This is a genomic window from Nostoc sp. LEGE 12447 (assembly GCF_015206985.1).
GTDB lineage: Bacteria > Cyanobacteriota > Cyanobacteriia > Cyanobacteriales > Nostocaceae > Nostoc.
This window is the reverse complement of the sequence record NZ_JADEXT010000041.1, coordinates 38,239-63,125: the sequence shown is the minus strand read 5'-3', so window position 1 is coordinate 63,125 and position 24,887 is coordinate 38,239. Positions and strand designations below refer to the sequence as shown.

Here is a 24,887-nt window from a genome sequence, read left to right as displayed (position 1 = left end):
CAAATGCTTGACAGAAATCATCTACGTGGCAAAACAAAACATCTAAACTAAACATAGGGCAGGTTGCTGGATTTTCGTTATTTTCAGCTTACTACCTGTCCCTTTCCTTATCCCGAACTCAGGTTAAGCCAGATATTTTATTAAGATTCTTTTTAGCAAATTATTAGAGAACATGGTTAACAGAAAACGCTCTTTGCAAAAATGTTTGAAGAACAACTTTACTAACTACATTGCTTTGGGCTTGTTGTTATTAATGCCTACAACAGCCTTAGCTAACGGTAACAATAATTCTGACGATCCCCCTCCTCAAACTAGAGGAACTTCAGGCGGTTCTAGGGGATGTGAAACTGAAAGTGAGGCACCCTCAAGTAGTATTCCAAATATCATCTTACTTGCACCTACTCAAAGTTACGGTCAAACTTTGGCAAACAGTCCTACATTTGCTTGGTTTGTGAAAGATACTAGCTCTTGGCAGATGGAGTTTCGCCTTTATGAGTACGATCAAGCTACTAAACAATCTAGATTGGTAAAAGAAATTAAAGATGAAAATTTTAAAAGTTCTCCAGGAATCATGATTCTATCTCTGCCTAGTCTAGAACTGTTAGTTGGCAGAAGATATCTTTGGCAAGTCGAATTGGTTTGCGATGCTAATCGTCCTTCAGGTAATCCATTTGCGATCGCAGCAATGAAAGTAGTTTCACCTCTGCCAGAATTGAATAACCAACTCTCCCAGAGCAATGATCTTTTAAAGATGGCGAATCTCTACAAAAAAGCTGATCTATGGTACAAAACTGTAGAAATTGCTTTAAGTTCAAACAATGAACCGACTCTGAAAGAATTAAGAAAGTCTCTCCTAGAACAGGTAGCAGCTGGAACTCAAACCGAATTGAGAGAACAAACTAAAGCAGCGCTGATAAATAGTACAATCCATCAATTGCAACGTTAGTAGTACAAAATTTTCACAGATGTAGGAATCAAAGAATCAAAGCCAGTTACCAATGAGAATGAACGGTGCCCAATATCCAGGGTGACTTTCAATTTGCTGCTTATGTGCTTGCAACCAAGCTATTTGAACCTTTTGTAAGGCTTTAGCTTTACTCATTCCGCTATGCCAGCTTTGATAAAATTTAGCTATCAGTTGCGCTGTTGCTGCGTCATCAACTTTCCAAAGAGTTGCTATAGCACTTTGAGATCCGGCTTGGATAGCGATACCAGCTAAACCCAGAGTTTCGCGATCGCTTCCTACTGCTGTTTCACAGGCTGTCAAAGTTAGTAACTCAATCGGTTGGTTTTTAATACGAGTGCTATTAATAAGTTCGTAAAGGTCGTTTAATGTCAGTTTTTCATTGTAAGTCCCGGTTGTAACTGATTTTTGAGGATTTGTAGTCACTTTTTTTCCAGTTACTAAAAACGTTTCTCGATCATCAATACCAAACTTGCCGTGAGTCGCTAGGTGAATTATTGGGTAAGTGTTTTCTTTTAACTCTTTTTCCAAGCGTTCACGTGTAAAGTCTTGATCCAGTAAGCCCTTGCTTTTAGGTAAACTCGTTGTAATCGCTTTCAACTCTGATTGGACTTGGGTAAGCGGCTCAAAAAATTTTGAACCAGCATCTGTTTCGACGGTAGCTGGTTGTGTCAAGCCAAAAGCTAATACCTGTAATCTCTTCGGATTAGACTGTAGAGGATTTGTCAGAGTGAATGCCGGAGCAAAAGCGATCGCATATTTTTCAATCAAGAATTGCTTACCATCAAACAGTGCAGCTATAGGGATACTCCGAAGAATTCCGTCTTGTATAAACACTAAAGTTTCAATTTTTTCTTTTTCTAAATCGCTGATAAAAGGACGAATAAACCAGTCATAGACTTGTTTTGCTCTAGCTTGATAAGTATTTTCCAAGTCGGAACGCTTTTCTAGTTTGATTCGTAGGTCATTGATAATGTCTCTAACTTCTTGATTTTTAACAGGTATCCAAAAAACTTTTGACTTAATTTTTTGCTCTTTATCAGCTAACGTGAGAATGATTGCAAGATGTTCTTTCAAAATAATCGAACTCAAGACGGCAGTGTTTTTGCCCACTAGTGGCGCTGGTTTCTGACTCAAGGCTAAATCACAATTATTACCTAAATAGTTTTGTAGTTCTGCTAACCTTAACTCATCTACTATTGGAAGTACTAACTCCAAATTCTGTTGAATATCTGATGTTTGAACAAGATTATTAGTTTGCTCTAGGCGTAACTCCAGCAACTCGCGGTAGACTGGTTCAACGTTGTCTCGAAAGTCAAACTGTAAATCTCGCTGTTGTATGATTAAATCACTACGGATACTCTTGAGACTGTCAATAGACTTTTCATAAAAAGTAATTGCTTCTTTCACTCGACCTGTAGCTTTAGATAATCGTCCCGCCTGCCATGCCCACAAGTAAAGGTTCTCATCAGCAACAGTACCAATTAGCGCTTGTTGAGTTAAATTTAGAGCTTGTTGATAATCCTGCCCACATTCGTAAATGTGGCCTAATCGCCCTTTAGAAAAGGATTCTGCTTCTCGATCCTGTATTTTTTGAGTAATTGCTACAGCTTTGTTAAGTAATTCAATAGACTTAGATAACGATTCTGACTTTAAGCATTGAATTGCAGGGTCAATACTGATCGACTCGCTCTTTTGGTTAACGATTTGTAAAAGATTAGCAAGTTGAATTACCGTGTATGCTTTATCGCGTGAGTCAGGCAATTGTTCTACTACGATTAGAGCTTGCTGTAATGTATTGTTAACTATGGCTTTATCCTGACTATGTTGGTGGTGATAAAGCTTCACTAAACCTAGTAGCGATCGCAGTTCATTAACTTTATCATTCTGACTACGGGCTAGATTTAGGCTTTGTTCAAAATAATGTACAGCTTGGTTATCATTAGCAACAGTGTATTGCTGGTATTTTTTGGCAGCTTTTTTATCACCTACCTCACTGGCAAATTTGGCACGATGCTGATTGCTCTTTGCAAGACTAGCATAAGTATTCGCTAAACCATTCAGATTAGACACTATATAAGTTTGACTATCAACACGCTTGGCGATTTCATCACTACGTTCAAAATTAGAAATAGCTTGCTCATACTCGCCTTGGAGACGATGAGCATTTCCTAAACTACCCCAAGCGGCTACTTCGCCAAGATAATCTGAATGGTGGCGGGCAATTTCTATGGCACTATCTTGAGTACAGGTTGCATCACTTTGATTTTGACCGCACAAAATCGTAACTGCCCGTCGGTGCTGTCCCAAGCTACTGTAGAGTTGAGCCTGTTCTGTCAGCATCCGCCCTACTTTGATCGGCTCGTTTATTTGATGATAGTAGGCAATAACTTCTTTTAATTGAGCGATCGCTTCAGGTATTTGTCCTACTTGTTGGTATGCTCTAGCAAGGTATGTTCGGACACCTATTTCTTCAGAATAATTACTATTACGCTGTTGATTTAAAAGGGCTACTTGCCAAGACTTAATTGCCCCTTGAATATCGCCAGCTTGGTATAACTCAAGTCCTTGCTGCACTGGCTGTGTTAAACCTGACAATTGGGCTGTTGCTATTTCCAATATTCCCTTATGCCCAATTGTTAGGGAAGGATGTGCTAACCACAAACAGAAGGTTAGTGTTGTGAGGAAGAGAACTGCCCAAACGCGACGAATACGATATGGCAAGCGTTGCATAATGGCATAAGGGAAACTATACCTGTGAATTTTACAGGATGAGTGGCGTTCTCCCCAAATGCCTAAGTCCCCTTGTTTTCTCTGTTAACCTTTTGTTAATAAGACAGTTCGCAGATACGCCCCAGTAAATTTCCAATATTGGAAAACTAATTTCCCAGCTTGACGATGTATTTCTAATTAAATTTATCTATTCTGAGATTATGCAACGAAAGCGAACAGCTAGTACGTCAATGTTGCATGGTTTTCACCTTAGTATCCTAACGCGATACTTTAGTTTATTTCTATCTTAAAAAGGCTTCGCGCACAGAAATAAATTTCTATATCTGCGTAAGTCATTATCTATTGCCATTACATTTTGAGGAAAAAACTTATGCTGTTTTACCTGAGTCATTCTAAAAAATCATCTATTGCTTCATATATTCAACTGTTTTATCAAGGTAGTAAACAATTCAGAAAAAGCAAATCGTCAAATCATGAAGATGTCATTGGCATTCTAAGCTCAAATACTAGCCAACCTGTATATTTACCTAATGTTTTAAACAAGACAGCTTTGGCAGCAGAATTAGATAATTGCCAATCAAAAGAAATCAACAAAAAATCTCTAACAACGAAAAGCCGTTTTTATTGGTGGATGTAGTCAGATATTTTCTCTACTAAACTTCGCCGAATTAGAGCGAAGATTTTTCTAATTACTAACAGTTATCAAACAATCAAAGGTACAAACTTATGCAACTTTTAAGTACTTCTAACAAGTCTTTATCTAAACCACAGCTAGCAGTATTGCTAGACACGCCTCTAAACCAGAATACAAAAATAACTCAAACTAAACTCTCTATGATCTGGGTAAGCGAATTTGACGGAGAACGTAATCGGTTAATTGCAAAATGGATTAAAAACTAGCAAAGGTTAGGCATTGCAAGAAGAGTTAAAACTAATTGTGTTAGTTAGACAGGTTGATTTTTATCCAGCTAGCAAAGAATAAAACTCTTCTTTAATGCTTTTGATTACATAAATAACTACATCTTTATTCAAAATTAACGAGGTAAGATATGAAACTTTTCTATCGCGGTCTCAGCTACGAATTAAATTCCTCAAAAATTGCCAGCAGAAGAACAGAAAAACCTTTTCAACCAGCGTCTGGTGTTGGAGCAGCTTATAATTTGATTTATCGTGGGGTTACTTATCGTGTTGATCCTAATGCCAAGCCTGCGGAAGTTCCTTTACCACTAGCAATTTATAAATTGAGCTATCGAGGAATTAACTACTTGGTGAATAGAAATGCACAGGGAGAAGTTACTCTAATTAATCAATCGACAAATCCATTACAAATTGGTACGCAGTCAGCGCTGACAACACGATCCTAGTAAGGCTTAACTAATACGGTTCAGTCTAGTATTCAAGAGATTGGATTAGCTTTTATCCTACGAGTAAGTTTCTCAATTAAAATTAATTAACGGAGTAATTCTGATGATTCATCACATTTCCATCGCTGCTCAAAACCCGCTTCACGTTGCTAGCGTACTGGCAGAAATTTGTCATGCTAAGGTATTTAATTTTCCTAATCCCGGAAGCTACGCTGTATTTTCGTTTGATGAATATGGCACTGGAATTGAAGTGTTTCCTTTAGGATCTGTGTGCGTTCCCAGTTCGGACACAGAACTGAGCAAAATAATTCAAACTTCCAATTCACCTGATTTTGTAGCAACTCATGCCGCGATTTCTGTTCCTGCTAGTCAACAGCAGATTGAGCAAATTGGTAGGCGTGAGGATTGGCAAGTTGCGCTTTGCGACCGTGGTCCGTTCAAAGTGATTGAGTTTTGGGTTGAGAACTGGCTAATGTTCGAGTTTTTGACCCCTGAACTTGCAACTTGGTATTTGCAGTCTATCAAGCCTCAGATAGTTGAACAAGTGCTTGGTCAGCCAATTCTTATGGCTCCAGTTTAGAGCAAGTAATGCAATATTCAGCATTCATTGTAAACCTGTTTTAGCCGCATAAAGGAATTTGAAAAAATGATTAGCTTATACACTGCAACATCCTTTGAGGATCTACCTAGCATCAGCCCACCCTGTCTAGAACTGGAAACTTGGTTCCGTATGGCAAAGGTTTCCTACGAAAAGGTCATTGTAACAGCACAAAGTTTTGAGATTGCCCCCAAGGGTAAAATTCCCTTCATCGACTATCAGGGAAAACTGATAGGTGATGCCTTCTTAATCATTGAGATGTTTAAGCAAACAGAAGGGATTGATCTCGATGCTAGTTTGAGTTCCGTTGAGCGATCGCTCTCTCTAGCGTTCCGCCGTATGCTCAAAGAGAACACTCTCTGGGGAGCAGCCGAAGTTCGCTTCGGAATAGAAGAAAACTGGCAACACTATCGAGTATTAGTAGCGCGTGCGCTCTTCCCTGAGACACCACTAGAAGTATCAGAACCGTTTGCTGACGAGTTTCGTAAAACGATAATCTCTCAGATGCACAGTCATGGAATCGGTCGTCACAGTCATGAAGAAATCAGTCAAATTATTTGTGCTGATTTTCAAGCCCTTTCAGACTTTCTGGCAGACAAACCATTTTTTATGGGAGACGAACCCACAACCTTAGATGCCACTGCCTATGGCTACATTGGTAATTTCCTTCAGCCACGCTTTGAAAGCTCAATCGTTGATTATCTGCTTGGGCGATCAAATATTTGCCAGCATTATGAGCGAATGTCTCATAAGTTTTTTAGCGTAGGCGTAGCCCGCACTTCTCTACAAGACGCTGCGCGTAGCTTGCTTCCCCGGAGGGGTACGGCAAGCTCAGTGACCACCGCAGGCATCGCTTGTTAAAGTTATAAATTTCCGTTTATTGCTAACTAAAGTTAATCAAGTACAGACAGCCGAATTACAGAATAAGGATAAGCTGATGACTAAATACGATTATATTGTGATTGGTGCAGGCTCGGCGGGTTGCGTTGTCGCCAACCGCCTCACAGAAGACGGTAAAGCAACCGTGTTATTACTCGAAGCAGGCAATCCGGCTAAGAAACCAGAGCATCAAGCTCCTCTAGACTGGACAAAACTCTGGGGTACTGAAGTAGACTGGGCATATTTTACGGAAGAAGAACCTTACCTAAATAACCGTAAAATCTATTGTCCGCGTGGGAAAGCCCTAGGTGGTTCCAGTTCAATCAATGCCATGATTTATATTCGCGGCAGTCGGCATGATTTCGATCGCTGGCAAGAGTTAGGCAATCCGGGTTGGAGTTACCAAGATGTGTTGCCATATTTCAAGAAATCTGAAAACCAGCAGCATGGCGCATCCGAATTTCATGGAGCAGATGGATTGCTGAGTGTCACAGATTCCTTAGCACCTGAAGTAACATCATATCGATTTATAGAAGCAGCAGTCACACTTGGTTATGAGCTTAATCCTGATTTTAATGGCGCACAACAGGAAGGAGCCGGACTTTACCAGTTGACTATTAAAGATGGTAAGCGGCACAGTACAGCAGCAGCATTTTTAGTACCCATTTTGGATCGTCCCAACTTAACAGTTACCACTGGTGCATTAGTTACTCGGTTACTGTTTGAGGGAACGCGCACAATTGGAGTGGAATATCTGCACGAAGGAACGGTACACCAAACCTTTGTCAATCAAGAAGTAATTCTTTCTGCTGGCGCGTTTGATTCGCCCAAACTACTGATGCTCTCTGGGATTGGCAATGCAGAACATCTGCGATCGCTAGGCATTCCTGTAGTTGTTGATTTGTCAGGCGTTGGTCAAAACCTCCAAGATCACCTTACTGTCGCCGTTGCACACCAAGCAACTCAGGATGTGCAACCTGCCCCAACTAGTAATATTGCCGAAGCTGGATTGTTCTTGCATACTGAAGGTCGTTTAGATACTTCATCAGATTTACAGTTTCACTCTGGCCCTGTTTTGTGGACACATCCTGCTTATGCCCGTGAAGGGCCAGGATTCTCAGCTACAGCCTGTCTAACGAATCCTCAAAGCCGTGGCCATCTCACTCTGCGTTCTGCTTCACCCCATGACCCAGTTGTAATACGGATGAATTATCTCCAAAGTAAATCCGATTTGCAGAAGCTGGTTACAGGAATCAAAATTACTCGTCAACTGTTACACTCAACTGCCTTTGATGACTTTCGAGGTGACGAAGTTGCTCCCGGTGCTGATGTAACTAGTGATGAAGCACTTGAAGCTTACGTCAGAGAAACGTGTGATACTATATGGCATCCAGTCGGCACTTGCAAAATGGGAACAGACTCTGATTCAGTGGTAGATCCTGAATTACGGGTACATAGAGTTGAAGGGTTGCGTGTCGTAGATGCATCAATTATGCCAGTTATCACTACAGGAAACACCAACGCGCCCACAATTATGATTGGCGAAAAGGCAGCCGATTTGATTAAAGCCACTCGTCGAGTTTCAAAGCAAGCGGCCTTAACAAGTGCATAGATGTAGAGCGTTGAAGAGATCGCAGTCTTCTCTACGAGACGTTCCGCGAAGGGGGTTTATGTCGATTGCATTAGCGAAGCGTTAGCGACGTTAGGAGCGTCACCCCCGAATCTGAAGGGCTTGTTATTAGACATTAGGCTACGCCTATGCTCATCAAGTTTACGTATTTTAATAATTACCATCAGATGAGAGTTTGATGAACAAATACTTTATGGCACAAGTATAAGCGATCGCTCAATTGAAATTTGAGCAATACGTGCAAAAGTAAGCAAGGGCGATAGTACTTGAGAGTGGTGTAAATTATTCTGTCTGATCGTCTGCGGCTCGAAAATATTTACCCGATGCCGATAATTAAAATTCACCTGTCCTTAACCAGAGTACTTCCCAAAAAGAGAGATAAAATAACAATGTTTATTTGAAGTCGCCTCAGACTTCAGCTACTTCAGTCTAGAACCGCCTGAACTACCTGAAGTCTGCGGTGGAGGATCGTCAAAATTATTGTCCTTTTGGGCTAAAGCTATTTCGGGGATAAATAATAGTAAGCAAAGGGCAATGTAAATAACGATGTTTTTCCGAAAACATTTCTGTAAAAGGCATAATATTTGAGCCATGTTTCTCCTCCTAAAATAAATTAAGGCGTTGCTGATAAAATTTGAATTTCAGGTGTCCCTTGACTCGATAGCCTTAATTTATAGGAAACAGATATTATTCACATCGAATAGATGTCATGGTGTTACCATGACATCTGTCATCAGTTCATCAAATAAATCGCAGTGTGTTTCAAACGACGAGTATGCTTTGATAAAGCACTAACTAGTTATAAAATGCTCTGGCCCAAAACTGCGGGAACACGCTTGAGCAAACGGGGTGACATACCGTGAAAAGTCAGATTTGATTACAGGTTCGTGCCTATACAAATTGCACATAAGTGGCGGGTGCAAGTAAGCACAAAATTTAGCCGACAAGAAATCCGGGCTGGGGAGTATTGTTCTAGTCTGGTTGAGTTAAAGCGACAATTTCTTCAAAACAAAAGTTATCGACAAGATCAGTAAGGCTTGAGGCGATATCAGCATGATTATGGGAAATTTGCTCAATCAGTTTCAGGATTTGCTTGCCATCCACCCGTTTAGCAGAAGAATACAACTGTTCAACTAAATCAACCCCCAAAGCATTTAAAGCACTAGAAGTTAAAATATCTGGCTTGTTTTGAGTTGCAGATGGTGTGTTAACTGCTTCATCATAGATATATAGCACACCAAGATGCTGAGATATAGTATTGAAAATATCAGCCTCTTGGAATGGCTTACGGATATAGTCATCACAACCAGCAGCCAGAATCTGGGCCCGCTCTGACTCTAAAGACGAGGCAGTTACAGCCACAATTTTTGTACCTTGACCTGCGCTAGTGGATTTAATCCGTTTTGTAGCTTCCAGCCCATTCAGTACTGGTAGCCGCATATCCATAAAGATTAAGTGCGGCGAGGATTTTTGCCAAACTTCAATTGCTTGTTGACCATCAGTTGCTTGTTGCAGTTCAAAACCAAAAGGAGAAAGTAATTTCATCAGTAGTTGGCGACCTTCAGCCAGGTCATCTACAATCAAAAGGTGATAGTTGGGCTGATTTGGTTGTAGAGCCAAAATGCGACGAGGAAGCCGTGGGCTTTTGATTTGCTCAGTTTCAATACAGCTAACGCAAATATCAAACTTGAAGACACTGCCGTATCCTACAGAAGAACTCACAGTAATGTCGCCTCCCGTCAATTGTACAAACGAGCGAGCGATCGCCAATCCTAAACCAGTCCCTTGTTGCGATTGAATACCAGTTTGAGTTTGTACAAAGGCTTCAAATAGCTGCTCTAACTCATGAGGGTCAATACCAACACCAGTATCTTCAACTTCAAAGTGGATTTTCTCTTGTCCCTTGTCTTCGACTACTGATAATTCATCTGACAAAACTGATACTCTCACCGACACACCCCCGGATTTAGTAAACTTGAGGGCGTTTGAGAGCAGATTAATCAACACTTGACGTAGTTTGACCTCATCTGTGTAGATAAGTTGGGGAACTTCCGGTTGCAACTCAAAACGCAAGTATAAATCTTTATCATTGGCTTTGAGTTGGAACATATTCTCCAATTCACTCAGTAAGCGATGAAGATTGAAAGATGTTTCATTAAGTATTGTCCGTCCCGCTTCGATTTTAGATAGTTCTAGAACTTGGTTAATCAGAGTCAGCAAATGTTCACCACTGCGGTTGATTATTTCTAAATATTCTTGGGATTCTTGAGACAATTTATTTGAGCGATTGAGCAATTGGGAAAAGCCCAGAATCGTATTTAGGGGAGTCCGAAGTTCATGGCTCATATTTGCTAAAAAAGCGCTTTTAGCAAGATTTGCAACTTGTGCTTGCTCTGTGGCTTGAGCGAGTTCAGCAGTGCGCTGTTGTACCTTTTGCTCTAACTGCGTGTAGAGAGTGGCATTTTCAATTGAGATTGCAGCTTGAGAGGATAACAAATTTAGCACTGACAAATGCTCTTTTGTAAATGCCCCAACTGTGAGATTATTTTCTAGGTAAAGAATGCCAATTAGTCTACCACCATTAAGCAGTGGAGTACACAAAATCGATTTAGTTTGATGCACCGAAATATAAGGCTCACTAGTAAAGTTGCCCTCGTATGTTGCATCATTTAAGACTACATTCTCATGAGTGCGTGCGACATAGTTAATGATAGATGTTGGTAGGCAATCATCAATGGAGATTGACTGCAAAACACTCACTTGTTCATCATTAACCTTGCCAACAGCTTCAATTAGCAATTGTCCTTCAGCTTCTAAAAGCAAGTAACCCGTTTGCGCTCCAGCATTCTCAATTAAGATTTTCATCAAAGTTGCGAGTAACTTTTCGAGAACAATTTCACCGGAAATTGCTTGCGATGCTTTGATAACTGTAGCTAAATCCAAATCTTTGTTTGAACTAGTGTCAGTTGTCGTGTGAGGGATTGCGGTGTCTATGTGTATAATACTGCTCCTCCCTGCTGATGAAGTAGCCAGCAGATGTGGATACTTAGTTTCCAAATCCCTTACCTTGCTCTTTGCTCCCCAGCGCTTATAGCAATAGTGCGCCTCTTTCATATAAGTAGAAGCAAACTTTGAGAAGCCACGCGATTCATAAAATTTGGCTGCTAACTCATAAGCTAATGCTTCTTCTTGGATATATTCGTTATCAGTTGCTCCAACAATTGCTCTTTGATAAAATTCTTCAGCCTCAACGATATTACCCAATACTCTGAATTTTTCCGCTTGAACCAAATCGTATTTATGCTGAAAATTCATCGGCGCATGGTGTGCCCACTTATGCATTTTTTCTTGATTACTGCTCACCTTGAGGAGTAACTTTTCTTGTTTTGCGCTGGAAATAGATGGAGATATCGCCAGACGAGCCAGAGAATCATAGAAATAGAATATAGGGACATTTAGCGCTCCTGTCACACCTTCTAAATACTGTTCAGCATATCTGGCATTTTCTACGGCTGCATTAAAGTCTTCAAATAGATAACAGAGGATAAGCTTATGGCTATAAACGTAATGAATTGTAGTTCTGTCATTGGCAGCTAAATAAAGGGGGAGTGCTTTCTCTTCGTCGTATACTTCACCTTGTAGACGGCAGGGATTTTCAACCGTTCCAAGTAAGTTAAGAACTACTTGATGATCAACTTGATTCTGAGTTAAGACATTTTCCTGCCCCAATTGAGCTAAAGCTTGATAACAGAAAGCAAGCTCCTGTTCCAACTTCGTCAGTTCTAGACCACTAAAGTATGAATATTCACCTTTAGTCCTTACGGCATAGCTAGCATATTCAAAATCTCCATTTTCTATGCCGCTAAAGTAAGATTCTTCATGAAGTGATAAAGCCTCTTTTACATGATGTTTTATATGTGTTATGAACTTTGCAACTATAAAATTTATCTTACACTTTTGTTCTGTATAATTGAACCTATCAATCAGATTTAAAGCCAATTTACCAAATTGATAAGCGGTTTCAATATCAATATCATTGGCTACCCCACTTAAAATAAGTCCGTAACCAGCATAAGTAAAAGCAGAAAAGAGAGAGTTACCATACTCAAGCAATAAGTTTATCTGTTCGCACAGAATCAGTGGTAGCAATATCGGTGCAGCTTGATAGGTAGCAGCGCCTATACTACATGAGATCCGCATGACTGCAAGTTTGTATTTATCTGTCATCACAGGCAAGCTAATCAAGTCCCCTATACTCTTCCCCCTCAAAGCAGCTCTTGTTTCTTCCAACTTCTGCTGAACATCCAGATGAGTAGGCAACTGAGGGAAACTCACCCCCAACTGTTCGAGAACTTGTAGCCCTATCTTGACGGCTTCGAGTCTGTTACTCTGCGCGATGCAGGTTAGAATTTTGACCTCATAAACTTTCACTTTGTCCAGAACAGTCTTGGCTTGTTGCAAGACAACTGTTGCCCATTTCTCCATTTCATCGAAGTCACTGCACAAGTATGCTGCTTCTGCCGCTTCCTCATGCAGAATTAAGCTGAGAGCGTACTGATGTTGCCAACTATCTACGGTTAGGAATTTTATCCCCATAGTCAAGTATCTTAATGTGGCATTATAAGCTGTCGCCGCTTTTGCTCTCTTTGCTGCGATTAAATTCAACTGTGCGATCGCTTCTCGTTCTGCTGGCTCAATCACCAGTGCAATACTGAAATTGAGATGGTCAACGATTTCAAAGACATTTTCTGATAAAGTTTCGCTTGCTTGCTGCCACAGATTGCGACCGATTTGTAAGTGAAGGATTTGTTTTTGATTTTCCTCAATCAGAGCATACGCCGCTTGTTGAATGCGGTCATGCAAGAATTTATAATCCTGAATTAATAGTTGAGCATCTAATTCGGATATGGGTAGGATGACTCCTGCGTGAACTGCTTCAACTAACGCGGGGTAAAGTTCATCTGGTGATTTTTCACAGATAATAGCGAGGATGCTTAAATTGAAATTAGCACCAACACAAGCTGCCAAACTTAATAGATTCTGCGTTGATTGTGGCAGTTGCTTGAGCTTGCCAATCATCAACTCCACCACATTGTCAGTTATATCCCTGGCATGAATTTGAGCGATATCCCATTGCCAGGTGCGACTTGTAAAATCAAAACTCAGCAGACTTCCAGCGTATAGAGTTTTGAGAAACTCATTCACAAAGAAGGGATTCCCATGAGTTTTATTTATGACCAACTCTGCTAAAAGTTGAACCCAAGCAGTGTCACTATGTAATGTATCGGCAATTAATTGAGCGATTGCGTTTAACCCCAAAGGCTCTAAAGTAATCTCATTAATTGTTGTTCCTACTTTTTTTAACTGCTGGAGGGTCATCCTTAATGGATGAGTTGAGTTAACTTCCTCCTCCCGATACGCCCCGAGCAAAAACAAATATTGTGAAGAGCGATCGCTCTTCATCAACTCAATTAACTTCAACGTTGCCGAGTCTACCCACTGCAAATCGTCCAGAAAAATAACTAAAGGATGTTCTTTTGCACAAAACACCCGAATGAACTTTTGAAAAACCAAATTAAAGCGATTTTGAGCTTCAGTTGCCCCAACTTCTGGGACTGGTGGCTGTTTGCCAATTATAAGTTCGACTTCAGGAATCACATCAATAATTACTTGCCCATTCGCACCCAAAGTTGCTTGAATGTTTTCTCTCCACTGTTGTAAACAAGCTTCTGGTTCACTCAACAGTTGCCGCACTAATGAGCCAAAAGCATTAACAATTGCAGAGTAAGGAATATTACGCCCAAACTGGTCAAATTTGCCTGTAATAAAATAACCGCGCTTAGAGGTTATCGGTTTATAAATTTCTTGCACTAAGGCTGATTTACCGATGCCAGAATAGCCAGTAACAAGCATCATCTCACTTTGAGGCTTGCAGTTTGCAGATGCATCTACTACTGAACTTGATCCTGTACTGATTCGCTCAAACGCTGCTAATAACGTCTCAACTTGGGTTTCGCGTCCATAGAGTTTTTGCGGGATTTGAAACTTATCATAAATCTCGTGACTACCTAATTGGAACGCTTCGATTCCACCTGTGTTTTCTAGCTGGTGGAGACATTGCTCTAAATCTGCCTTAATTCCCCAAGCACTTTGATATCGCTCCTCAGCATTTTTTGCCATTAATTTCATAATGATGCTGGAAACAACTTCAGGAATTTCTGCATTCACCTGGTGGGGTGGAACAGCCTCAAGAGCAATATGACAATGCACCAATTCCAGTACATCTGTTGCTACAAAAGGCAATTGCCCAACTAGCAGTTCGTAAAAGGTAACTCCCAGTGAGTAAAAATCCGTGCGGTAATCCAGCATCCGGTTCATTCTCCCCGTTTGCTCCGGCGAGATATAAGCGACGGTGCCTTCTAGGACACTAGGGTTTTTAAAACTCGGATTGGTGCGGGCAAATCGCGTCGCAATCCCAAAATCGATAATTTTCACCGTCCCAGTAGCTTTGTTGAGAACAATATTACTGGGGTTAATATCCTTATGAATGACATTTCTACTGTGAATATTACCCAATATCTCTGTGATCTGAATCGCCAAGCGTAAAAATTCTATTAAGGGCATCGGGCTAAACCCGGACAATTCAGAACGCAATTTTGCTAATGACTCCCCGCCAAAATCCTCCAACAGCATTACAAGTGTTCGTTGATACTCTTGAATGCTATAAACCTTGATCGTTCCTTCTGCATTTAAAGAACGAGTGATTTCATATTCCTGTTTGTAGCGTGTAAGTTCCCCAGGTGTGGGATAATCCTGTTTGAGGACTTTGAGGATGATTGGTGTGTTATGGGGCTTGCTTACCCCTCGGTACACAACTGAATTCGCGCTTAAGTAAATTTGGGAGTGAACCTCAACTAAAGGTAGATTAATCATCACGCTGCACCTCGGTTCAATTCCACACACAAGATCCAAAATCAACAAGACTTAACGATTATTTTTCAGTCTTCTCTAGTAAAAGTCAATTTGCACCTGTAGGGTTCAAAAAAAAGTTACAACTGAATGTAATAATCTTGCCCTAGCCTAGTCTAGTTGAGTTAAAGTAACAATTTCTTCAAAACAAAAGTTATCGACCAAATAAGTCAGGCTGGAGGCGATATCAGCATGATTATGGGAAATTTGCTCAATCAGTTTCAGAATTTGCTTGCCATCTACCCGTTTAGCAGAAGAATGCAACTGTTCAATTAAATCAACCCCTAAGACACTTAGAGCAGTAGGAGTTATAGTATATGGCTTGTTTTCAGTTGCGGGTGGTGCAGCAGGTTCATCATAGATATATAGCACACCAAGATGCTGAGATATAGTATTGAAAATATCAGCCTCTTGGAATGGCTTACGGATATAGTCATCACAACCAGCAGCCAGGATTGCAACCCGCTCTGACTCTAAAGACGAGGCAGTTACAGCCACAATCTTTGTACCTTGACCTGCGCTAGTGGATTTAATCCGTTTTGTAGCTTCAAGCCCATTGAGTACTGGTAGCCGCATATCCATAAATATTAAGTGCGGCGAATATTTTTGCCAAACTTCAATTGCCTGTTGACCATCAGTTGTTTGTTGCAGTTCAAAACCAAAAGGAGAAAGCAACTTCATCAGTAGTTGGCGACCTTCAGGCAGGTCATCCACAATTAAAAGGCGATACTTAGGCTGATTTGGTTGTAGAGCCAACACACGACGAGTTGATTGTGGTGCTTGGGTTTGGGGAGTTTCAACTGAAGATACGCAAATATCAAACTTGAAGGCACTGCCGTACCCTACAGAAGAACTCACAGTAATGTCGCCTCCCATCAATTGTACAAACGAGCGAGCGATCGCCAATCCTAAACCAGTCCCTTAATTGCTCTTTGATAAAATTCTTCAGCTTCCAGAATATTACCTAAAACTCTAGATTTCTCTGCTTGAACTAAGTCATATTTATGTTGAAAGTTCATCGGGGCATGTTGCGCCCATTTTTGCATCTTCTCCTGGTTGCTTGTTACCTTGATGAGCAGATGTCCTCGTTCCCAATTGGGAGTAGATGGATATATTGCTATTTGCGACAGAGAATCGTATAAATAGAATACAGAAACAGTTATCATTCCTGTCGCGCCTTCTAAATTCTGTTCAGTAAAGTTTGCATTTTCTACGGCTTCAGTAAACTCCTCAAACAGATAGCAAAGAATTAGTTTGTGAAGATAAAGGAAATGAAGTGCAGTTTTGCCATTAACAGCCAAATAAAACGGTATTGATTCTTCTTCGTTGTAGACAACACCAACTAAACGACAGGGATTTTCAACTTCTCCAAGCAAGTTAAGGACTACCTGGCGGTGCATTTGATTTTGATCTAAGTTATTTTCTTGCTCCAGTTGAGCGATGGCATGGCACCACAAGTCCATCTCCCGTTTGAGTTCTGTCAACTCTAGACCACTAAAATATAAGTTAAGGCATTTAATCATTGCAGCATAGCTGGCATATTCAAAATCTCCATTTTCTATGCCACTAGAGTACGCTTCTTGTAAAACTATAATGGTGTCTATAAGATGATTTTTTCCGTGAATTATGCACAATGCGATTATCAGAAATATTTTACATTTTATGTCCCTAATATTAAACTTTTCAACTAGACTTAAAGCCAATTGACTAAATTGATCAGATCCCTCAATATCGTTAGCTACACCTTTTAAAATCATTCCATAATTAGCATAAGCAAAGGCAGAAAAAGGCGAATTTCCATGTTTGATAGATAAATTCAACTGTTCGCACACAATCAGCGGCAATAATATAGGCACAGCTTGATAAGCAGGACAAATCATATTCGATAAGATACGCATGGTTGCCAACTTGTCTGCTTCTGTCATGCTAGGCAGCTTTGTGATATCTTCTATGCTCCTCCCAATCAAAGCAGTCTTTGCTTCCTTTAGTTTCTGCTGAACATCCAACGCTGTTGGCAACTCTGGTAAACTCACTCCCAGTAGCTCTAACGCTTGTAGCCCTATTTTGACAGCTTCGACTAGTTTTGTTTGCACCACACAAGTTGCAATTTTAACCTCATAAGTTTTTAGTAGATCCAGAGAGGTTTTGGCTTCTTTTAAAACAATCTTTCCCCATCTCTCCATTCCATCAAAGTCTCTGCAAAGGTATGCTGCTTCTGCCGCTTCCTCATGCAAAACTAAGCTGAGATCGTATTGCTGTTGCCAACTATCATCGGTCAGCAACTCTATCCCCCTGATTAAATATCTCAATGCCGCACTGTATGCTGATGCTGCTCTTGCTTTCTTTGCTGCCAACAAATTCAGTTTAGCAGTTTGCGAACGTTCTGATTGCTCGCTGAGAAGTTCAATGCCAATATTTAGATGATCCACTATCTCAAAGACTTGATCTGATAATGTCGAGTGTGTAGTCTTCTGCAACAAATTGCGACCAATTTGTAAGTGAAGGATTTGTTTTTGGTTCTCATCAATTAAGGCATAAGCCGCTTGCTGAACTCTGTCATGCAAAAATTTATAATTTTGAATTAATAATTGAGCATCTAACTCAGATGTGGGTAGGATGACTCCTGCGTAAACGGCTACAACCAATTCGGGGTAAAGTTTATCTGGTGCTTTTTCACAGATAATAGCAAGTATATTTAAACTGAAATTAGCACCAACACAAGCTGCCAAACTTAATACGTTCTGGGTTGAGGGTGGCAACTGTTTGAGCTTGTCAATCATCAATTCCACCACATTATCGGTTATATCTCTGGCATAAATTTGAGCTATATCCCACCGCCAGGTGCGACTCGCAAAATCAAAGCTCAGTAGATTTTCAGCGTACAGAGTTTTGAGAAACTCATTCACAAAGAAGGGATTCCCATCAGTTTTATTTATGACTAACTCTGCTAAAGGTTGAACCCAAGCAGTGTCACTATGTAATGTATCAGCAATTAATTGAGCTACAGCTGACAACTCAAGCGGCGCTAAAGTAATCTGATTAATTTTTGTCCCCGCTTTTCTTAACACCTCAAGAGTGATTGTTAATTGATGAGTTGAGTTAACTTCCGAGTCCCGATACGCTCCAATCAAAAACAAATATTGTGAAGAGCGATCGCTCTTCATCAACTCAATTAACTTCAACGTTGCCGAGTCTACCCACTGCAAATCGTCCAGAAAAATGACTAAGGGATGTTCTTTTGCACAAAACACCCGAATGAACTTTTGAAAAACCAAATTAAAGCGATTTTGAGCTTCAGTTGCCCCAACTTCTGGGACTGGTGGCTGTTTGCCAATTATAAGTTCGACTTCAGGAATCACATCAACAATTACTTGCCCATTCGCACCCAAAGCGGCTTGAATATTTTCTCTCCACTGTTGTAAACAAGCTTCTGGTTCACTCAGCAGTTGCCGCACTAATGAGCCAAAAGCACTCACAATTGCAGAGTAAGGAATATTACGCCCAAACTGGTCAAATTTCCCTGTAATAAAATAACCGCGCTTTTGAGTAATCGGTTTATAAATTTCTTGCACTAGGGCTGATTTACCGATGCCAGAATAGCCTGTGACCAGCATCATCTCACTTTGAGGCTTGCTCTTTGCGGATGCATCTAATACTGAATTTGACCCTGTACTGATGCGCTCAAATGCCGCTAATAACTTCTCTACTTGAGTTTCGCGTCCATAAAGTTTTTGCGGAATCTGAAACTTATCATAAACATCGTGACTACCTAATTGAAACCCTTCCATTCCACCTGTGTTTTCTAGCTGGTGCAGACATGCTTCTAAATCGGCTTTAATTCCCCAAGCGCTTTGATATCGTGACTCAGCATTTTTCGCCATTAATTTCATAATAATGCTGGAGACAATTTCAGGAATTTCTGCATTCACTTGGTTGGGTGGAACTGCCTCAAGAGCAATATGACAATGTACTAATTCCAGTACATCTGTTGCTACAAAAGGCAATTGCCCAACTAGCAGTTCGTAAAAGGTAACTCCCAGTGAGTAAAAATCCGTGCGGTAATCCAGCATCCGGTTCATTCTCCCCGTTTGCTCCGGCGAGATATAAGCGAGGGTGCCTTCTAGAACATTCGGGTTTTTAAAACTCGGATTGGTGCGGGCAAATCGCGTCGCAATCCCAAAATCTATAATTTTCACCATCCCAGTAGCTATGTTGAAAACGATATTACTGGGGTTAATGTCCTTATGGATGACATTGCTGCTGTGGATATTACTTAATCCCTGTGTAATTTGAATCGCCAAACGCAAGAAATCAGCCAAGGGCATCGGGCTAAACCCTGGCAATTGTGAACGCAATTTTGCTAATGACTCCCCGCCAAAATCCTCCAAAAGCATCACCAGTGTTCTTTGATATTCTTGGATGCTATAAACCTTGATCGTCCCTTCTACATTTAAGGAAGAAGTGATTTCATATTCCTGCTTGTAGCGAGTAAGTTCCTCAGGGGTGGGATAGTCCTGTTTGAGGACTTTCAGGATGATTGGTGTGTTACCTGGCTTGCTTACCCCTCGGTACACAACTGAATTCGCGCTTAAATAAATTTGGGAGTGAACCTCAATGTTTGGGAGAGTAATCATCACTGGTATCCTCGGTTCAATTCCACACACAAGATCCAAAATCAACAAGGCTTAACGATTATTCTTCAACTTTCTCTAGTAAAAGTCAATTTGCACCCGGTCGGATTCAACAAAAAGTTAATCAACTCGCAAGTGACAAATGTAATGGTCTCAACATGACATTTATTCGATGTCGGCAAATATTTATTTAGGCTAATTTAGAGCTATCGATTCAGGGAGAAATCAAATCCAAACTACCTTACCACAAAAACTTCTACAACAAACTTTCATGAGTTTTAAAGTACAAGGAATAATCAAATTAGATTTTTTTACGTCATGATTTAGAATGACTTTATGACCAACACTGTATATTCCTCTGGACTTCAAATAAATTCTAGTCAATCCAAAGGAGACATCCTCATCGTTGATGACCAGCCGGACAACCTCCGGTTATTGTCCGGCTTGTTGAGCGATCGCGGCTATGATGTACGGGCAGTGATGAGTGGTTCAGCTGCTCTTATGGGAGCGAAAGCTCAACCACCAGATTTAATTCTCTTAGATATTAATATGCCTGGGATGGATGGCTACAATGTCTGTCAACATCTCAAAGCCAATCCACTTACTGGGGATATTCCTGTCATCTTCATCAGTGCGCTCAATGAAGTTTTGGATAAAGTCAAAGCCTTTGAAGTTGGGGGTGTCGATTATATTACTAAACCGTTTCAAGAAGAGGAAGTCTTCGCTCGTATTCAGACTCAACTCTCTCTTCGCCAGATGCAAAGGATATTGCAAGCACAAAATGACCACTTACAACAAACACAAGCAGAGCTACGTAGATTGCTAATACAAGAACAGGAACTTAACGGGCGCATTGAAAAAATGAGCGCTTTAGAAGAGCGCAATCGCATCGCTCGTGATATCCATGATTCTTTGGGACACTCTTTAGTGGCGCTGAACATTCAAATGGAAACGGCGCTTACCCTTTGGAAAGATGCTCCACAAAAGGCTTATGAGTTTCTTGTTGAAGCTAAACAATTAGGATCTCAGGCTTTGAACGCCGTTCGCCAATCTGTTACAGATATGCGGGCAGATCCTTTACAAGGTGAGTTGTTGGAGGTGGCGATCGCAACCCTTACCCACGAATTTCACTACACTACAGGAATTGCACCCGAATGTCATATCGAGATGTCCTTGCCTTTCTCTAACTCAGTCAATACAGCTGTATATCGCATTGTACAGGAAGGTTTGACCAATATCTGTAAACATGCAGAAGCTACAATAGTTCACTTACAGATTCAAACAACACCTACTGAACTTTCACTTACACTACAAGATAACGGTAGGGGCTTTTGTATTAATGGAAACCAAACTGGCTTTGGACTACAAGGGATGCGCGAACGAGTCTTGGCACTAGCTGGACAACTGGAAATTACCAGCGAGCTTGGTAATGGTTGTAAAATTACAGCCAAATTCCCTAGAATGACAGTATGATTCAGGTTTTACTAGTCGAAGATCAAGAAATTGTCCGCCGGGGTTTGAAAACGCTGCTAGAAATCAAACCCGACTTTCAAGTAGTTGCAGAAGCTAGTAACGGTCAACAAGCCATTGACTTGGTTAAAATACTACACACCAAATCTCAGCCACCAGATGTTATTCTCATGGACATTCGGATGCCAGTCATGGATGGTGTTACTGCTACTCAACAGCTGTGCCAACTGTTTCCGGCTAGCAAAATTTTAGTACTTACCACCTTTGATGATGCCAAATACGTCGCAGAAGCCATCCGCTTTGGAGCAAAAGGATATTTGTTAAAAGATACCCCTTCGGAGGAACTGGCAGAAGCCATCCGTTGCATCTATAAAGGCTACACTCAGTTTGGTCCTGGCATTTTAGAAAAAATTGCTGCCACCACACCTTCCAATGAGCCAAATCAACCCCAACAGCTCCCACCGGGATTTGCAGAACTCACACCCCGCGAAATGCAGGTTCTCAAAATGATTGCAACAGGTTCTAGTAACCGAGAAATTGCCCAAGCGCTCTTCCTCTCTGAAGGAACAGTCAGAAACCATATTTCACACATTTTGACTCGTCTGAATTTGCGCGATCGCACTCAAGCAGCGATCGTTGCCAATACGTATCTCTCTTTTCTAGAGAATCAGTAACCGGTTCTTCATTGCGATCGCATAACTAAATCCAGCATTTCACAAATCTGTTAGAAGTTATCTACTGTACAAATAGACAGTAGTATGCGTCAGCCCTGCTTGTAGAATTAAAAAGTTTTCCCTCGCTCCTATTTCTCCAATTAAAAGTGTAGTTTCCAAAATTGGAAATGCAGTTTCCGCTCATGACATAGACCTTGCTAGCTGGCTCAACTTATTCTTTTAATTGTGAGGCAAATAAATATCGCAGTCACACAAGGATATGAAAAAAATTATAGCTGATTCACATAATTATCTTAATTTAAAAATGTATAAATTCGCTCCAATGAGTTTTTAATTAGATTGCGACATTTAGCTAAAAAGCTACTTTGACCACGCCACAAGCAAACTTATTTTGTAATATATCAAGAGGCAAAAAAATGAAACTTTACTATCGCGGCACTAGTTATGAATACGACACGAAGAAAGTTGAAAACAGAAAAATAGAACAGCCATTCCAGCCAGTTTCTCAATTTGGACCAGCTTATAATGTGATTTACCGTGGGATTACTTATCGTGTTGATCCCAATACTAAGACTGCGGAAGTTCCTTTAGCACCAGCAACTTATAAGTTGAGCTATCGAGGAATTAACTACTTAGTAAGTAAAAATACGCAGAGAGAAGTTACCCTAATGACTCAATCAGTAAATTCATTAGAAGTCGGCACACTGCCACAGTTGACAACATCACCTTATACCAAATTTATGTGAGGCTGCATAGAATAATTTTCTTGTCCGGAATGGAGTTTCAAGTGTTTTATTCTGTGCACCTTCATAGAGAATTGGTATTAGTAAGGCTTAAGCAACATATATTCAGTCTGGTATTTAAGAAATAGGATCTAGTTTTCATAAAGTTTTAGCAGCTTAAGTGAGAAGCAGAGTGAATCTGATTTGCAATAGCTGCTTGCAATCAAAAGTATTAGCCAGGCATAGATACGAAGCGGTGAGAGGATCGCAGTCTGATCTACGAGACGTTCACTCTGCCTCAATTTATTTAAGCGAGGCAGACTATCTATATCAAGGTGGATTGTACCCTGAAAATTTCTTAGGATTGCAATTATATAAGGAGAAAATTATGAGTAAATATGATTATATTGTGATTGGTGCTGGCTCGGCAGGCTGTGTCGTCGCCAACCGCCTCACAGAAGATAGTGAAACAACCGTTTTGTTACTCGAAGCTGGTGGCCCTGATACCAAACCTGAGATTCAGGTTCCTGCGGACTGGCCCAAACTATGGGGTACTGAAGTAGACTGGGCGTATTCTTCTGAGGAAGAACCGCACCTGAATGGGCGCAAACTCTATTCTCCGCGCGGTAAAGTTCTGGGTGGCACCAGTTCTATCAATGGTATGGTCTATATGCGAGGCAACCGCCGCGATTTTGACCACTGGCAAGAGTTAGGCAATCCAGATTGGAGTTATCAAGATGTATTGCCGTACTTCAAAAAATCTGAGAACCAGCAGCGAGGAGTATCTGAATTCCACGGGGTCGATGGCCCACTATTTGTGAGCGATCCGGTGGCCCCAAATGTAGTGTCACAACGGTTAATTGATGCCGCTATTGAAAAGGGCTACGGACATAATCCTGATTTCAACGGCGCACATCAGGAAGGCGCAGGACTTGCCCAAGTACATATTAAAGACAGTAAGCGGCAAAGTACCGCAATTGCATTTTTGTTGCCCATTCTCGATCGCCCCAATTTGACAACCACCACTCATGCGATCGCCACTCGTTTACTATTTGAAGGGACACGCACAGTTGGGGTAGAGTATCTGCACAACGGAACGCTGTACCAAGTCCGCGTAAATCAAGAAGTTATTCTTTCTGCTGGCGCGTTCGATTCACCAAAATTGCTGATGCTTTCTGGGATTGGCCCAGCCAAACATCTGCGAGCATTCGATATTCCAGTAGTCGTTGATTTACCAGGTGTAGGTCAAAATCTCCAAGACCACCTTCAAGTTCACGTAGCTTACCAAGCTACTCAGGATTTGGAAGTTGCCCCAACCAGTAACATTGCCGAAGCTGCTTTATTTGTATATACCAAAAGTCGCCTAGATACTGTGCCTTCTTTACAAACTCACTTTGGGCCAGTCATCTTCGTACAGCCTGAGTATGCCCGTTCTGGGCCAGGATTCACTTTTGCACCATCTATTACCCATCCCCTAAGTAGAGGTAGTGTTAGTCTGCGTTCTTCTTCCCCACTAGACCCACCCGTTATCCGCATGAACTTTCTCGAAAGTGAGGAAGATATGCAAGTCTTGGTAGAAGGAATTAAAATTGCGCGTCAGTTGGCTCATTCAAGCGCATTTGATGAGTTTCGGGGCAAGGAAGTTGCTCCAGGTGCTGACGCAACTAGCGACGAAGCAATCCGAGATTATATCCGCAAAGCGTGTGATACCGATTATCACGTTGTCGGCACTTGCAAAATGGGCGTTGACTCTGAATCAGTGGTAGATCCTGAATTACGGGTACATGGAGTTGAAGGGTTGCGTGTCGTAGATGCATCAATTATGCCAGTTATCACTACAGGAAACACCAACGCGCCCACAATTATGATTGGCGAAAAGGCAGCCGATTTGATTAAAGCCACTCGTCGAGTTTCAAAGCAAGCGGCTTTAACAAGTGCGATCGCCTAACGAACACCTTGGGTTTGCTCCAGGTATTCACTTTTGTTTAGGAGTTGTTTTAGCTCGCATGGAGTTAACGACTTGCTTCACCACATTACTTAGAAGATTGCCGAATCTCAGATTCGATCCCGATAAGCAAGCTATTCCTAGACATACCAGCCTAGTTTTCAAAGGGTTCGATTCGTTACCCGTAATTTTCTAGCAAAGGCTGAAGCCAGAAGCGATCGCCGGAAATATTTTTATTAATCTTAAATTTCCCCAATATTGCTTGTTATAGCAAAGAGGAATCTGTCTTAGCAACGTGAACCTTTGTC

General features: G+C 41.1%; 18 protein-coding genes. 12 read left to right on the top strand and 6 right to left on the bottom strand.

Annotation, left to right across the window (positions count from 1 at the left end):
* The first annotated feature begins 172 nt into the window (after positions 1-172).
* Positions 173-946, top strand: a complete 774-nt coding sequence (locus IQ274_RS28875) for a DUF928 domain-containing protein (protein WP_194144272.1) — start codon at positions 173-175, stop codon at positions 944-946.
* 36 nt (positions 947-982) lie between these two features.
* On the opposite strand, the gene IQ274_RS28870 is transcribed toward IQ274_RS28875, so the two are convergent.
* Complete coding sequence (locus IQ274_RS28870) at positions 983-3,697, bottom strand: CHAT domain-containing protein (RefSeq protein ID WP_194144271.1); 2,715 nt, start codon at positions 3,695-3,697, stop codon at positions 983-985.
* Between the two features lie 370 nt (positions 3,698-4,067).
* On the opposite strand from IQ274_RS28870, the gene IQ274_RS28865 reads away from it, so the two are divergent.
* From IQ274_RS28865 to IQ274_RS28840, 6 genes are all read left to right on the top strand, one after another.
* A complete protein-coding gene (locus IQ274_RS28865) occupies positions 4,068-4,334 on the top strand; it encodes a hypothetical protein (RefSeq protein ID WP_194144270.1) in 267 nt (88 codons plus the stop codon).
* Positions 4,335-4,423: 89 nt separating this feature from the next.
* On the top strand, positions 4,424-4,597 hold the full coding sequence (locus tag IQ274_RS28860; RefSeq protein ID WP_194144269.1) for a hypothetical protein: 174 nt from the start codon (positions 4,424-4,426) through the stop codon (positions 4,595-4,597).
* Positions 4,598-4,746: 149 nt separating this feature from the next.
* A complete protein-coding gene (locus IQ274_RS28855) occupies positions 4,747-5,061 on the top strand; it encodes a DUF4278 domain-containing protein (RefSeq protein WP_194144268.1) in 315 nt (104 codons plus the stop codon).
* Positions 5,062-5,164: 103 nt separating this feature from the next.
* On the top strand, positions 5,165-5,641 hold the full coding sequence (locus tag IQ274_RS28850) for a hypothetical protein (RefSeq protein WP_194144267.1): 477 nt from the start codon (positions 5,165-5,167) through the stop codon (positions 5,639-5,641).
* A gap of 66 nt (positions 5,642-5,707) precedes the next feature.
* Positions 5,708-6,520 (top strand): glutathione S-transferase family protein, encoded by an 813-nt coding sequence (locus IQ274_RS28845; RefSeq protein ID WP_194144266.1) that lies wholly within the window; start codon positions 5,708-5,710, stop codon positions 6,518-6,520.
* Positions 6,521-6,596: 76 nt separating this feature from the next.
* A complete protein-coding gene (locus tag IQ274_RS28840; RefSeq protein WP_194144265.1) occupies positions 6,597-8,150 on the top strand; it encodes a GMC family oxidoreductase in 1,554 nt (517 codons plus the stop codon).
* Between the two features lie 209 nt (positions 8,151-8,359).
* Here IQ274_RS28840 and IQ274_RS28835 read toward each other — a convergent pair whose 3' ends face one another.
* The 5 genes from IQ274_RS28835 to IQ274_RS28815 all read right to left on the bottom strand — a co-directional run bounded on the left by IQ274_RS28835 (position 8,360) and on the right by IQ274_RS28815 (position 19,771).
* Positions 8,360-8,512 carry a hypothetical protein gene (locus tag IQ274_RS28835; RefSeq protein WP_194144264.1) on the bottom strand — a complete coding sequence of 51 codons (153 nt, stop codon included), beginning with the start codon at positions 8,510-8,512 and terminating at the stop codon, positions 8,360-8,362.
* Positions 8,513-8,587: 75 nt separating this feature from the next.
* Positions 8,588-8,761: a hypothetical protein gene (locus IQ274_RS28830; RefSeq protein WP_194144263.1), complete on the bottom strand. Its 174-nt coding sequence runs from the start codon at positions 8,759-8,761 to the stop codon at positions 8,588-8,590.
* Positions 8,762-9,140: 379 nt separating this feature from the next.
* Positions 9,141-15,101 carry a hybrid sensor histidine kinase/response regulator gene (locus IQ274_RS28825; RefSeq protein ID WP_194144262.1) on the bottom strand — a complete coding sequence of 1,987 codons (5,961 nt, stop codon included), beginning with the start codon at positions 15,099-15,101 and terminating at the stop codon, positions 9,141-9,143.
* 147 nt (positions 15,102-15,248) lie between these two features.
* Positions 15,249-16,043 (bottom strand): response regulator, encoded by a 795-nt coding sequence (locus tag IQ274_RS28820; protein WP_228058422.1) that lies wholly within the window; start codon positions 16,041-16,043, stop codon positions 15,249-15,251.
* A 2-nt stretch (positions 16,044-16,045) separates the two neighbouring features.
* Entirely contained in the window at positions 16,046-19,771 is a 3,726-nt protein-coding gene (locus tag IQ274_RS28815; protein WP_194144261.1) for an ATP-binding protein, read from the bottom strand.
* Positions 19,772-20,104: 333 nt separating this feature from the next.
* On the opposite strand from IQ274_RS28815, the gene IQ274_RS28810 reads away from it, so the two are divergent.
* The 5 genes from IQ274_RS28810 to IQ274_RS28790 all read left to right on the top strand — a co-directional run bounded on the left by IQ274_RS28810 (position 20,105) and on the right by IQ274_RS28790 (position 24,775).
* Positions 20,105-21,241, top strand: coding sequence for a response regulator (locus tag IQ274_RS28810; protein WP_228058421.1), 1,137 nt, complete (start codon positions 20,105-20,107; stop codon positions 21,239-21,241).
* A complete protein-coding gene (locus IQ274_RS28805) occupies positions 21,238-21,912 on the top strand; it encodes a response regulator transcription factor (protein ID WP_194144260.1) in 675 nt (224 codons plus the stop codon). Before IQ274_RS28810 ends, IQ274_RS28805 begins: the two co-directional genes overlap by 4 nt.
* 416 nt (positions 21,913-22,328) lie before the next feature.
* Positions 22,329-22,658 (top strand): DUF4278 domain-containing protein, encoded by a 330-nt coding sequence (locus tag IQ274_RS28800; protein ID WP_194144259.1) that lies wholly within the window; start codon positions 22,329-22,331, stop codon positions 22,656-22,658.
* Positions 22,659-23,022: 364 nt separating this feature from the next.
* A complete protein-coding gene (locus IQ274_RS28795) occupies positions 23,023-24,582 on the top strand; it encodes a GMC family oxidoreductase (RefSeq protein ID WP_194144258.1) in 1,560 nt (519 codons plus the stop codon).
* A complete protein-coding gene (locus IQ274_RS28790; RefSeq protein ID WP_194144257.1) occupies positions 24,569-24,775 on the top strand; it encodes a cytochrome P450 in 207 nt (68 codons plus the stop codon). Before IQ274_RS28795 ends, IQ274_RS28790 begins: the two co-directional genes overlap by 14 nt.
* Positions 24,776-24,887: the final 112 nt, after the last annotated feature.

Coding starts and splice junctions, on each gene's coding strand:
- IQ274_RS28815 (WP_194144261.1), bottom strand. CDS start 19,771: ATGATTACTCTCCCAAACATTGAGGTTCACTCCCAAATTTATTTAAGC.
- IQ274_RS28800 (WP_194144259.1), top strand. CDS start 22,329: ATGAAACTTTACTATCGCGGCACTAGTTATGAATACGACACGAAGAAA.
- IQ274_RS28825 (WP_194144262.1), bottom strand. CDS start 15,101: ATGATTAATCTACCTTTAGTTGAGGTTCACTCCCAAATTTACTTAAGC.
- IQ274_RS28860 (WP_194144269.1), top strand. CDS start 4,424: ATGCAACTTTTAAGTACTTCTAACAAGTCTTTATCTAAACCACAGCTA.
- IQ274_RS28810 (WP_228058421.1), top strand. CDS start 20,105: ATGACCAACACTGTATATTCCTCTGGACTTCAAATAAATTCTAGTCAA.
- IQ274_RS28845 (WP_194144266.1), top strand. CDS start 5,708: ATGATTAGCTTATACACTGCAACATCCTTTGAGGATCTACCTAGCATC.
- IQ274_RS28840 (WP_194144265.1), top strand. CDS start 6,597: ATGACTAAATACGATTATATTGTGATTGGTGCAGGCTCGGCGGGTTGC.
- IQ274_RS28805 (WP_194144260.1), top strand. CDS start 21,238: ATGATTCAGGTTTTACTAGTCGAAGATCAAGAAATTGTCCGCCGGGGT.
- IQ274_RS28855 (WP_194144268.1), top strand. CDS start 4,747: ATGAAACTTTTCTATCGCGGTCTCAGCTACGAATTAAATTCCTCAAAA.
- IQ274_RS28830 (WP_194144263.1), bottom strand. CDS start 8,761: ATGGCTCAAATATTATGCCTTTTACAGAAATGTTTTCGGAAAAACATC.
- IQ274_RS28795 (WP_194144258.1), top strand. CDS start 23,023: ATGAGTAAATATGATTATATTGTGATTGGTGCTGGCTCGGCAGGCTGT.
- IQ274_RS28865 (WP_194144270.1), top strand. CDS start 4,068: ATGCTGTTTTACCTGAGTCATTCTAAAAAATCATCTATTGCTTCATAT.
- IQ274_RS28850 (WP_194144267.1), top strand. CDS start 5,165: ATGATTCATCACATTTCCATCGCTGCTCAAAACCCGCTTCACGTTGCT.
- IQ274_RS28875 (WP_194144272.1), top strand. CDS start 173: ATGGTTAACAGAAAACGCTCTTTGCAAAAATGTTTGAAGAACAACTTT.
- IQ274_RS28870 (WP_194144271.1), bottom strand. CDS start 3,697: ATGCAACGCTTGCCATATCGTATTCGTCGCGTTTGGGCAGTTCTCTTC.